Source organism: Mesorhizobium sp. M1E.F.Ca.ET.063.01.1.1 (assembly GCF_003998155.1).
In the GTDB taxonomy this organism is placed as follows: Bacteria; Pseudomonadota; Alphaproteobacteria; order Rhizobiales; family Rhizobiaceae; genus Mesorhizobium.
This window is the reverse complement of the sequence record NZ_RZSC01000647.1, coordinates 1-3,337: the sequence shown is the minus strand read 5'-3', so window position 1 is coordinate 3,337 and position 3,337 is coordinate 1. Positions and strand designations below refer to the sequence as shown.

4 protein-coding genes are annotated in these 3,337 nt (G+C 63.1%); 3 read left to right on the top strand and 1 reads right to left on the bottom strand.

Annotated features, from left to right (window positions below):
* From EOA29_RS29860 to EOA29_RS29850, 3 genes are all read left to right on the top strand, one after another.
* Nucleotides 1–284, top strand: a 284-nt coding sequence (locus tag EOA29_RS29860) for a PepSY domain-containing protein (RefSeq protein ID WP_245468573.1), incomplete at its 5' end; no start/stop codon positions are given.
* A gap of 238 nt (nt 285–522) precedes the next feature.
* Nucleotides 523–1,107, top strand: a complete 585-nt coding sequence (locus EOA29_RS29855) for a hypothetical protein (protein WP_245464678.1) — start codon at nt 523–525, stop codon at nt 1,105–1,107.
* Nucleotides 1,108–1,213: 106 nt separating this feature from the next.
* Nucleotides 1,214–1,684, top strand: coding sequence for a hypothetical protein (locus tag EOA29_RS29850; RefSeq protein WP_126093939.1), 471 nt, complete (start codon nt 1,214–1,216; stop codon nt 1,682–1,684).
* Here the strand turns inward: EOA29_RS29850 and EOA29_RS29845 are convergent.
* A partial coding sequence (locus tag EOA29_RS29845; RefSeq protein WP_145969864.1) for a murein L,D-transpeptidase occupies nt 1,676–3,337 on the bottom strand: 1,662 nt, incomplete at its 5' end. The genes EOA29_RS29850 and EOA29_RS29845 overlap by 9 nt on opposite strands.

Below are 3,337 nucleotides of genomic sequence, written 5' to 3'. Positions count from 1 at the left end.
ATGCCAACACGAGATTGAGGGCAGTCATGCGCGCTGTTGTTTTGGCAACCAGTATTGCGTTTTTCCTTATCGGCGGGCCGGCTTTCGCGGCGGAGGAGCAAGCGGTGCCGCCGCAAAATGCCAAGAAACTCTCGGAAATCGTCGCCAAGGTCGAGAAGCGGAACGACTTCCGCTACATAAAGGAGGTCGGCTGGAGTAGCGACGGCTATACCGTCATCTACTACACGACCGACAAGGCCAAGGTCGAAATCACCTATGATCCGGTGACCGGCGAGCCGAAGTAAGGCGGATCGCTTTCCGTTTTCCAGTCATTCCGTATCGTCGGCTTTCCGCGTAGATTGATGCTTCTAAGCCGACGGTCTGGAGCAAGAAATGCGTCTCCCCATTCGAGCGATCTCTCGGCTCGTGCCTGTGTTGATCCTAAGCCTGTCAGGCCTGGGGCCTGCGTTGGCAGACGGGCCATCCTTCGATTGCCGGAAGGCTGAATTGCCCAGCGAGAAGGCAATATGCGCGGACGCGCAGATGTCGGCGATCGATGTGCTGGTCGCCAAGGCCCTCAGCGGCTTCGAGCCTGCCTTCGGCGGTGACAAGCGCAAGATCGCCAGACAATTGGCTGCGGACCGGAATGCCTGCAAGGCGGACGCCGCCTGCATCGTCAGCGCCCAGAACAACGCGCTGCAGACTTATGGCTCGGCGCCCTCCTGGGTTGAGGAGTACAATATCGCCTTGATCGGCAAGAAGGCGCTTGATCTGGCGGCGCGAACACCCAGGCCGGTGGACCAGCCCCTTCCCTCTTCGATCGGGAGATGCGGCTTCACCCATATCAAGACGCTGACGGCAAGGCTGGGCGACGACCCGCTGGCAACCGCCAGCCCGGAAGCCGGGAGCGCTGCGACGTTCACCAATGGCGGAGCCGCGGTTTCCTATGACCGTGAGCCGGGGCTGGCGGGTTCCAGAGTCGGCGATCCCGTCGTCATGTGCCTGATCTCGATCCCGCGCGATTGTCCGCAGGGCGATTTGCGCGGCAGGGTCTATTACGGCGTCGATCTCGCCGGCAAAGGCACATGGTCCCTGCCGGACTCGCAGCACTTATGCGGTGGCGCCTGACGACGGCCGCCCGTGGGTAAGCCGCCCCCGCCCATCCGAGACTTGCGTCGACGCATGATTGATGGCTGACTGCGCGCCATGATTGCGGGCACGGGGGTGCATTGCAATGATCGGCTACGTCCTGAAGCGTATCCTTATGGTACTTGCCGGCTATCTGGTGGCGGTGCTCGTCGGATTGATCGCGTTGGTCGTGATCTACGCTGTACTGAGCGCGCTCCCCGACGCGCCCGCCTATTTCGACCTGATGGGCGTGACGCCCATCATGGCGCTCGTGGTGCCGCCTCTCGGCATGTTCGCCTATTTCCTGACGATCGTGGTAACCGGCACGCAGACCCTGGTCTTTGCCTTGATTGCCGAGTTCTTTTCGCTGCGGAGCTTCTGGCTGCACATGCTGTTCGGCGGCGCCGCGGCGACGGCCGGTTTCATCCTGCTCTGGCCGGACGCGCCGGACGATCCGGAACGCTGGGCCGACATGGGCATCATCGCCGGCGCCGGTCTCGTCGCGGGCCTGGTCTATTGGCTGATCGCCGGGCGCGACGCCGGCTTCCGGCGCCCTCTTGTCGAGCGTTCAGGTTGACGGCGCACGCACCGCTTCGGTCGCATCCAGCGCCTGCATCAGCTTGGAATCGCGATCGTAGACGTCGTCGAAATACTCGACCTTGCCGGACATGTCCGGCCACGCTGTGAAATAGGCGACGTAGACCGGGATGACGCGCGTGACATTCTCGGTCGCATGGCCGTGCTTCAGCTTCTCCGCGATGTCGTCGACGGAGGTGCCGAGCACCGCGGCCGCCATGCCGCGCGGATCCTGCAGGCGGATGCAGCCGTGGCTCAGCGCGCGCATGTCGCGCTCGAAGAACGACTTCTGCGGCGTGTCGTGCATGTAGATGGCATGCTTGTTGGGGAAAAGTATCTTCAACTCGCCGAGCGCATTGGCTTCGCTCGGCTGCTGGCGCACGCTAAACGGTACCTTGGCGCCATACGCGCCCCAGTCGACTGCGGCTGACGGAACCCGCTGGCCGCGCGAGTCCGTCACCTCATAGCCGGCGCGGTCGAGATAGCCCGGATCGCTGCGCAGTCTCGGCAGCATCTCGTTGACGATGATCGACTGCGGCACGCCCCAATAGGGATGGAAATCGACCTGCTTGATCTGGTTGTAGAAGAAGGCGGTTTGGTTGGTGACTTTGCCGATGACCACGCGGGTCTTCAGCTTTTCCTCGCCATTGTCGATGTAGCTCGCGGTAAAGGCCGGCTGGTTGATGAAGACGCGCGGGCTGCCGAGGTCGGAGGGGAGCCATCGCAACTCTTCGAGCGCAACCCTCACCTTTTCGATCTTGTCGGCCTTGGATGTTCCGGCAAGCGAAGCGACGGTGCGTGGGCCGATGACGCCGTCGCCCTTCATGCCCGCCCGCTGCTGCACCGCCTTGATCACAGGCGCCAGTTCGGGATCGTAAACCTCGCTGTTGCCGAGCCTGGAAAGGATCTCGCCAAAGTTGCCGCCCATCTCGTCATCGAGATTGCGGGCAATGAGGGTCAAGAGCTTGGGCAGTTCCGGACTGCTTTCGCCGGGCTTGAGCAGCAGCTTCGGATCGACGACGATCTCGTTCTCCTCGCTCGCCTGGAGCGATTCCAGTTCGACGCGCAGCGCCTGGTATTCCGGGTTCTGCGGGTGCCGCGATTCGAGGTAAGTGCGCACCTCCTGGGTATGCGCCAGCGTCTTCAGCACGCCCTCGAGATCGAGCGGCTTGGCCGGGAAATCGTAATAGCCGGTCATGCGGATCGGGTCGATGCGGCCGCTCTGGGCATCATGGGCATAGCGCAGCACGCGCGCCGACAAGGCCATCTCGAAGCGGACCAGATTCTTGATCCGCTCTTCCGGCATTGCGGAAGCCGTGGCCGTCGGGACGTCGACGGAGTAGTCGGCGGGCGTCAGGCCGTAGCTGGCAGCCTCGCCAAGCACCCGCACCGCATCCTGCGCCCTGCTGTTGGGCGAATCTCCTGTCACCCAGATGAAATCCGGATTGGCCGAGTAGTAGGCGATCAGCGCCTTGGCGATATCGGGTTCGGCGAAGAGCTCATAGTCGCTTAGGCCTGCCAGCGCGTCGCGGAACGCGCTTTCGGTCACGGACGGCACAAAGGCAGCGTCCTGCGCGGTCGCGGGCAGCGGAGCCGGCAGCAGCGACTTGAAGTCGACGCGCACGAGCTTGTCGGCCCTGTAGGTGTTGTAGGT